Origin of the sequence: Dactylosporangium sp. NPDC005572, assembly GCF_040605515.1 — a bacterium.
Classification (GTDB): Bacteria; Actinomycetota; Actinomycetes; order Mycobacteriales; family Micromonosporaceae; genus Dactylosporangium.
The window spans coordinates 1-6,508 of sequence record NZ_JBEXCY010000360.1 but is presented as its reverse complement, the minus strand read 5'-3'; the positions used below and the strand labels follow the sequence as shown (position 1 = coordinate 6,508).

Annotated in this window: 5 protein-coding genes; 3 read left to right on the top strand and 2 right to left on the bottom strand. The window is 73.1% G+C overall.

Annotated elements, in window-relative coordinates:
* Positions 1–50: 50 nt before the first annotated feature.
* Entirely contained in the window at positions 51–1,610 is a 1,560-nt protein-coding gene (locus tag ABZS66_RS59830; RefSeq protein WP_354773636.1) for a lectin, read from the bottom strand.
* 264 nt (positions 1,611–1,874) lie between these two features.
* Positions 1,875–3,335: an RtcB family protein gene (locus ABZS66_RS59825; RefSeq protein ID WP_354773634.1), complete on the bottom strand. Its 1,461-nt coding sequence runs from the start codon at positions 3,333–3,335 to the stop codon at positions 1,875–1,877.
* Between the two features lie 85 nt (positions 3,336–3,420).
* Between ABZS66_RS59825 and ABZS66_RS59820 the strand changes: the two genes are divergently transcribed.
* The 3 genes from ABZS66_RS59820 (at position 3,421) to ABZS66_RS59810 (ending at position 6,376) form a co-directional block, all read left to right on the top strand.
* Positions 3,421–4,212 carry a MerR family transcriptional regulator gene (locus ABZS66_RS59820; protein ID WP_354773632.1) on the top strand — a complete coding sequence of 264 codons (792 nt, stop codon included), beginning with the start codon at positions 3,421–3,423 and terminating at the stop codon, positions 4,210–4,212.
* 16 nt (positions 4,213–4,228) lie between these two features.
* Positions 4,229–5,185: a hypothetical protein gene (locus ABZS66_RS59815; protein WP_354773630.1), complete on the top strand. Its 957-nt coding sequence runs from the start codon at positions 4,229–4,231 to the stop codon at positions 5,183–5,185.
* A 75-nt stretch (positions 5,186–5,260) separates the two neighbouring features.
* The gene (locus ABZS66_RS59810; protein ID WP_354773628.1) at positions 5,261–6,376 is read left to right on the top strand and encodes a beta-eliminating lyase-related protein; all 1,116 of its coding nucleotides are present in this window, start codon (positions 5,261–5,263) and stop codon (positions 6,374–6,376) included.
* Positions 6,377–6,508: the final 132 nt, after the last annotated feature.

Here is a 6,508-nt window from a genome sequence, read left to right as displayed (position 1 = left end):
GTGGCGGCCCTGGACCGCGGGGCCCGGCCACTCGCCGGCGGCACCACCCTCTACGCGCACACGTACCGGCTGTTGACCGTGGCCTGGAAGCTCACCGTGCCGTTGGAGTTGCGGATCAGGCGGAACGTCTCCCAGCCGCCCACGGCCGTGCGGTTGGCGACCAGGTTGGCCGCGCCCGCGTTCTCGGCGCAGACGTAGCGGGAGTTGGAGCGCGCGCGCAGGGCCACGTTGCCGCCGCCGAGGTCGACCTGGTCGAAGCGCTCACCGGCCCCGCCGGAGGCGATGAGCACGCCGTCGGCGCGCAGCGACACGAGCTGGTTGTTCGCCCGGGAGCGCAGCCCGATGCCACCGGACGGCGGCGTCGTCGGACCGCCGGCCACCGGCTGCGTGGGGCGGGTCGCGGTCAGCGCGGCCTGGCCCTTGAACATCCGGCCGCCGTCCGCGGTGATGCGCAGGTAGTAGTCGGACGAGCAGGCCACGCCGTCCTCGTCGAGGGCGCGGAAGCCGAAGTTGACCGGCTGCATCGACGCGTTTTCGGCCGTCTTGGCGATCTGGTTGCCCTCGTTGAACTCGTCGAACATCGACACGTACAGCCCCTGGGCGCCGAGCCGGGTCATGTTGTAGATGTGCCGCCAGTAGAAGTCCCCGTGGTGGCGGGCGCCCGCGGACAGGTCGCCCGGCATCACGCAGGGCTGGTAGTCGATGCCCCGCGCGTTGCACTCGGCCTGGTCGGGGGTGTTGACGTTGGTGTAGAACGAGTCGAGGCCGGCCAGGTCGCCGGTGCGGCCGACCATCCACGGCGAGATCATGTTGAACGCGCGGTACACGTCGCCGAACCCGGCCCGGGAGTCGTTGACGCCGGTCCGCCAGTACGTCGGCACCCCACCGATCACGTAGCAGCCCTGGTTCTTGAACCAGTTGACCACCTCGAGGCACGGGGCGGGCGCGAACGGGCGGCCGGGGTCGTTGAAGCCGAAGCCCCAGATGCAGACCACCGGCTTGCCGTTCTGCCGCGCGTAGGACGGCGACGACGTGTACGCCGACATCTTCGTGGTCCAGTCGGTCTTCAGCTCCGACTGCATGTTCGTCCAGCTCGTGACGTCGTACATGATGTAGAACTTGCGGCCGGTCGCCTCGGCGGCCTGCCGCACCTTGGCGGTCATCGCGTCGCGGGTCGGTCCTTCGCCCCCGAACGGGTTGAACCGCTGCAGCGCGGCGGTGTCGACCCCGTACTGCTGCATCCATTTGAAGTGGGTGTCGACCGTCTGCTGGTCGTACGACGAGAACAGCCGGGCGGGCTGGCCGTTGCCGAGGTTGCCGTAGGCGGTGGTGTACCCGCGCGTAAACTCGCGCATGTCGGGCCACGACACGATCGTGGTGTTCGACGGCGACGGCGGCTGCCCGCCGTTGCGGCTCCAGTGCCACCACTGGTTGATCGGCGCCCCGTCGCCGGGGCAGGCGAACCAGCCCTGGTAGCCGACGGAGATCTTGCCGACGACGTCGCCGGGCGGGCTGGCCGCCTCGGCCGAGCCCATCGTGAGGTACCCCGTGGCGCCGAGGCCGGCGGCGGCGATCCCACCGGCGAGGACTTTCCGTCGGGAGAGGCTCATGCGGTGCTTCCCTTTCGTCTGCGGGCGGCCACGGGGGGCTCCCAGCAGGCGAAGGGCGGCGCTCCACCGGGACCCGCGACCGGGTGTCGGACGCAAAGCCGCCGAGACTTTCGCCGTTGTCGATGTCACTGTACCCCTGACATCGGATGTCTGGGCAACCTTAACCCGGACTTGTGGCACATTTAAGCGACCGGAATGGTCCCGATCCGCACCGGTTCGGCAGTACTTCACCGGCACACCGGTCCAACCGGATCATCCGAGCACCTAACCCTTGACCGTCAGGATCGGGCGCAGCTCGGCGACGGGTTCGGCCACCCCGGCCCGGCGCAGGCTGTCGACGACCGGCCCGATCTCCTTGTACGCCCAGGGCGCCTCCTGCTTGAGGTCGCGCCGCCACGCCTCGACGACGTCGCGGCGGCCGGCCACCGCCGGGTCGCGCGGGTTCACCGGGGTGACGACCCGGAACTCGCGCAGGAACGCGTCGAGCTCGGCGTCGCCGCCCCGCGCCGTCGCACCGCGCGGGATGCTGCGCCCGGCGCCGTGGCAGGCACTGCCGAGGGCCCGCTCGCTGCCCAGCCCGCGCAGCAGGTAGCTGGGCGCGCCCATCGAACCGGGCACGATGACCGGCTCGCCGAACGGGCGGTCCGCGTCGGCGCCGCCCGCCGGGGTCGCACCCTTGCGGTGCAGGACCGTGCCGGCGTCCCCGTCCCACAGCAGGTTGTGCGGGGACTCGTAGACGAGCCGCGACTCCAGCTCCCCGACCGCCGCCACGAGACCGGTCCGCAGCATCTGCGCGAGGAAGAACCGGTTGCCGATCGCGAAGTTCGCGGCGTTCGCGAACGCGGTGCGGTACCGCTGGATCCGAAGCGCCGAAGCGTCGCTCAGCAGGATCGGCAGGACCCGGTTGGCGGGGGCCGGCACGCCCTTCGGCCACAGCGCCCGCGCCTGGTCCTGCCCGGTGGCGTTCGCCTGGTGCCCGAGGGACAGCGAGCCGCTGTGCACCATGAGGACGACCCGGCCGGGCACCAGGCCCCACGCGTAGGCGGCCGCACCGTCGTGGACGGCGGCGACGTACTGCAACTCGGCGAAGTGGTTGCCGCCGCCGACGCTGCCGATGATGCTGTCGTAGCTCGTGCCGCCGCCGCTGGTGACCCAGTCCCGGAACGCCTCCGCGTCCGGCGCCGGCCAGGCGGCCGCATGCATCGGGTCCGCGTCGCCGACCCGGGCGCCGGCGTCGAACAGGCCCGGCAGACCGTCGCGCAGCAGGCCCTCGCGCTGCGCCGGGGTCAGGCCGATGCGCCGCCCGCCCTCGAAGAACAGGTGCCGCAGCCGCGCCTCGAGCGCGTCGAGCCGCGGCCGGACCCGGTCCACGGTGAGCGAGGTGACCTCGACCCGCATCCCGCAGTTGACGTCGTTGCCGACCGCCTGCGGGATGAGCGCGCCGCTCGTGCGCAGCACGGTGCCGATCGGGATGCCGGCGCCCTTGTGGAAGTCGGGCGTGCACACGACCCGGTCGATGCGCGGCTCCCGGTCGAGGCCCGGCACCGCGTCGGCGAGGGTGCGCAGCGTGCGGGCGGTGTCGAGGACGGTGAGCAGCTCATCGACGGCGGCCGGCTCCACCGGTACATCGGGGCCGGCGCACAGCTCCACCGGGACGCCGTGCGGGTTGTCGAGGACGGCCCAGGCGTCGTCGAGCCGGGCCAGGCGGTGATCGGTTCGTGGCATCGACACCGACGATACGGTTCTCCGACCTTTTTGCAGATCGGATTTCGTTGACCTGGCCCCAAGGGCACGGTCCAGACTGGGCCGCGTGAACGACCGTCACCTCCGCGCCGGTGAGTTCGGCGCCGCCGCGCAGCTGTCGCCGAAGGCCCTGCGCCTGTACGCCGAGCAGGGCCTGCTGCTGCCGGCCGCCGTCGACCCCGCCACCGGGTACCGGTCCTACTCCGTCGACCAGCTGCCCCGCGCCCGCGTCATCGCCCGGCTGCGCCGGCTCGGGCTGCCGCTGGCCCGCATCGGCTACCTCGCCGACCTGACGCCCGAGGCCCGCGCGCTGGAGCTGCGCGGCTGGCTGCACACCCAGCGGCGGCTGCTCGACGAGCGGGCCGCCGGCGTCGAGGCGGCCCAGGGCGAGGGCGCCGACGACGCGCTCACCGCCCTCGTCGCGGTCCGGGAGGTACCGGCGACGAAGGTCCTGTGCCGCAGCGCCCGGATCACGTCGAGCGAGCTGCCCGGCCTCGTCGAGGGCGGCGAGCGCGACATCCGCGCCCACCTGCGCGCCTCCGGGCTGCCCGCCGACGGCCGGCGCATCGTCACCTTCCACGAGCTGGTCACCCCGGACAGCGAGGGCCTCGTCGAGGTCGCCGTCGCCTGCACCGGCAGCCTCGAACCCGTCGCCGACCTCGCCATCCGGCTCGTCGCCGCGCACGCCGAGGCCTACCTGCCGGTGCCGGCCTCGCACGAGGACCTGCCGCTCATCCTGCGCGTCTACGACGCCGTCGAGGCGTGGACCGACGCCGGCGGCGTGCTGTGCACCGGCTCGCCGTACGAGATCACACCCGGCACCGGCGGCGCCCTCTTCGACGTCGCCTACCCCGTCTGAATTTTGGAGTCTCCAGGTGTACCACCACCCGTACGTCGGCAGCGGCCCGTACTGCTACGCCAACTCCTTCGCCATGCTCCTCGGGCCGGCGTCGCCGTCCACCGCGGTCATCGAGGTCGCCACCACCGGACCGTTCGGCATGCAGCTCATCGGGGGCCGGACCGCCTTCTTCGACGCCTACGGCTGGAACCCGGAGCTCGGCTTCGACCAGGCCCTCGCCGCGATCGGCTGGGCCTCCGACACGCACCGCGGCGCGACCCTCGCGCAGCTGCGCGACGCCGCCGCCGAGGGGCCGGTGTGGGTCGGGCCGCTCGAGATGGGCCACCTGCGCCACCAGCCCGAGATGACCGGCCCGATCGGCGCCGACCACTACGTCGTCGTGCTCGACGTGTCCCCCACCCGGGTCCTCGTCCACGACCCGCACGGCTACCCCTACGCGGAGGTGCCCGTCGCCGACTTCCTCGCCGCGTGGGAGGCCACGACCGTCGACTACGGCTCGCCGTACACGATGCGGACCGGCTTCCGGAAGGTCGCCGACGTGTCCCCCGCCGACGCCATCCGCGCCGTCGTCCCCGCCGCGATCGACCGGCTCGGCATGGTCACCGACGCGCCCATGCCACCCGGTAGCGTCGGCAACGGCGTCGCCGCCGAGCAGCTCGCCTCGATGGTGGAGGCCGGCGCCGGCGACGGGGTGCGCGAGCACCTCATGTGGTTCGCGATCCGGGTCGGCGCCCGGCGGCTCGCCGACACCGCCGACTGCCTGAACCTGGCCGGCCTGCCGGGCGCGGCCGACGTCGCCGCGCGGCAGGCCCGGCTCGTCGGGTCGCTGCAGCACCCGATCGTCGCCGGCGACTTCCCGCGGGCCGCGGCGGCGCTGCGCTCCCTAGCGCCGACCTACGACGAGCTGCGCGATCAGCTCCTTGTGGCGGCCGTCGCGTCGACGACCGGCGTCGAGCGGCGTGGGGGCGGGTGAGGTCACACCGCCGACATCGCCACGCATGGTCCGAGCTTTCGGGTTTTTGTCGTACCCGGGTTGCAGGATGGGGGCGTGGAAGAGTCGCAGGGGTTCGCGCCGCCGGGATCACCGCCGGGATCACCGTCGTCATCGTCGGAGTCGGCGACGCCCCCACCGCCTCGGCCTGTCTCCGCGAGGTTCGCCAGCGACAACACCGCGGGGGTCCACCCGGCCGTCCTCGCGGCGATCGCGGCCGCCAACGCCTCGACCGCCCCGTCCTACGGCCTGGACGCCGTCACGTCCAGGGCGGTCGCCCTCCTCCGCGCCCACTTCGGCACGGCCGTGGAGGTGGCCTTCGCCCTGACCGGCACCGCGGCGAACATCATCGCCCTGGCCGCGCTGCTCCGCCCCCACGAGGCCGCCCTGTGCGCGACCACGGCCCACATCCTGACCGACGAGGCCGGCACCCCGGAGCGCTTCCTCGGCAGCAAGCTGGTCGGCATCCCCACCCCCGACGGCCGCCTGACGGTCCCGTTACTCTCGGCGGCCACGTGGCCGCCCGACGACCCCCACCGCCCCGTCCCCCGCGCGGTCTCCCTGGCCCAGCCGACCGAGCTGGGCACGGTCTACTCGCTGGAGTCCCTGCGCGAGATAGCGTCGTGGACCCACGCCAACGACATGCTCCTGCACGTCGACGGCGCCCGCCTGTCCAACGCGGCGGTGTCCCTGGACGTCGACCTGTCGGCGTTCGCCGCGTGCGGCATCGACGTCCTGACGTTCGGCGGCACCAAGAACGGCGCACTGGGCGCCGAGGCGGTCGTGTTCCTGAACCCGTCACTGGCCACGCCGCGCCACCACCTCCAGAAACAGGCGATGCAACTGACGTCGAAGATGCGCTTCGTGGCGGCCCAACTGGCAGCGTTGCTGGAGGACGACCTCTGGCGCACGAACGCCAAGCAGGCCAACACCACGGCGTCAGCCCTGTCGACCGCCGCGTCCGCCCTGCCCGGCGTGACGATGGCCCACCCGACGCAGTCCAACGCGGTCTTCGCGACGATCCCGCCGGAGTCCGCCGCCCACCTCCACGAGACGTACGCCTTCGAGTGGCACCCACCATCCTCCACCGCCCGCTGGATGACCGCCTTCGACACCACGCTGTCGGAGGTGCGGGCCTTCGCGGACTCCCTCAAGTCCTCCCTGCCGGACTGAACCACCCACCGCCCAACACCAGGACGGACACCAACGAGGCGCCAAGCCCGTCCGCAAGACCCCACCCACCGCCGCCCTGCCGCGCCGCCGGCCCCGTCGCGCCCCGTCGCCGCCGGGCCTGCCCCGCCGCGC